Origin of the sequence: Pontibacterium sp. (assembly GCF_041587635.1) — a bacterium.
In the GTDB taxonomy this organism is placed as follows: domain Bacteria; phylum Pseudomonadota; class Gammaproteobacteria; order Pseudomonadales; family Balneatricaceae; genus Pontibacterium.
This window is the reverse complement of sequence record NZ_JBFGYC010000735.1, coordinates 1-1,395: the sequence shown is the minus strand read 5'-3', so window position 1 is coordinate 1,395 and position 1,395 is coordinate 1. Positions and strand designations below refer to the sequence as shown.

Here is a 1,395-nt window from a genome sequence, read left to right as displayed (position 1 = left end):
GCCAAAAGCTGGTCTGCTGACAGTGATGCTAGTGGTGATTTAGTGCTTTGGGCTCGGCTTCACGTTTAAGTGATATGAGGGATCTCAAACTGAGGTTAAGGTGGTTTAGTGCAAGGAGCTGAACATATTGTTGAAAAATATTTTGATTACGCGACTGCACAAAATATGTGCCAGAAAAGGTATGGATAGAGCCAGTTTTGTTAGCGGGATGTATGACGGTGATTGCGGGGAATGAATGTTATCTCTTTAAGCTTGACGGTATAGATTTTATACAGAGTTTTGGTAGGGAGAAGGGGTGCTCGTTTTGTTTTTTATAGAGCTCTTACTCTCATCAGTCGGTGTCTTTACCCAAAGAAGAAGCTATGCAGTCGGGCGGAAAATTTTGGTCTGATCGTAATAGTGGAGACAGAAAAGGGTGCCGCAGCACCCTTTATCAAAATAATCACTGAATTAACAAGTATGTTTCAGTGGTTTTTCGAGCGATAGATTATTCGGTAATGATGCTGACGCAGGAGGTGGCGATATCCGCGTCGTAATAAGCCATACCCAATTTATCCAGATACGCCATGCGGTCAGCTTTCCTCAAATCTATTTCCGGCGCATTAAAACCATTTGCCTGGTAGATACCTGCCAAGTGCGCCATAAATTGTTCACCCTCTTGTACCAAAAGCAGACTTGCTGCACCTACATCGGGTTTTACCTGATTATTTAAATCTTCAGGAAGTGTTACTGCGAATACGACCGGCTGCTCATCGCCCTCAATACGTACACTGCGATCTCTTACAGTCTGGCCTGCCCAGTAATATGCGAGCTCCTTGCTCTGCGTCAGGAATACCGGTTCAATCGTTTCTGTATAGTGATTTCCGATAGTTGCCATGGTGTGTTTGGCAGCTGCCTTGAGAGCTTTATCACCGGAGCGCTTTAAACCCTGCTCGTTGATTGAGTCGACCAGTGCTGATGAGGTCCCGTGATACCAGATGTTGCTGGTAGTGAAGCCCTGTTCGGTTAACAGATCTTTGGCATCTTGAAGAAAAGCAGGTGTATCAGTCATATCTAAATCACTTAAATCAGTTGCAGTCACAAGCGGGTGGTAATTCTAACCTAAAAGACTAGTCGATTCTTTTATAGATTCCTCAATACGCACCGCATATCTGAATGCTACAAAGATATCGCTATATCAGGCATCGGCGTGTGCCAATGACTGATCAGATACAAAAAAGGCAGCCGTTTGGCTGCCTTTTTACCGAGCTAGCCCTTAGCTGAACTGGTTAGAGGTGTTTTTCGCACCGCCAGCTTTCAGCGCGTTCTCGCCTGCAAAGTATTCTTTGTGGTCGTCGCCCATGTCGGAACCGGACATGTTCTGGTGCTTAACACATGCGATGCCCTGACGGATCT

Annotated in this window: 1 protein-coding gene; it reads right to left on the bottom strand. The window is 45.4% G+C overall.

Annotated features, from left to right (window positions below; all coding sequences use genetic code 11):
• Positions 1-487 precede the first annotated feature (487 nt).
• Positions 488-1,081 (bottom strand): hypothetical protein, encoded by a 594-nt coding sequence (locus tag ABYW01_RS21280; RefSeq protein WP_372836604.1) that lies wholly within the window; start codon positions 1,079-1,081, stop codon positions 488-490.
• Between the last annotated feature and the right edge of the window lie 314 nt (positions 1,082-1,395).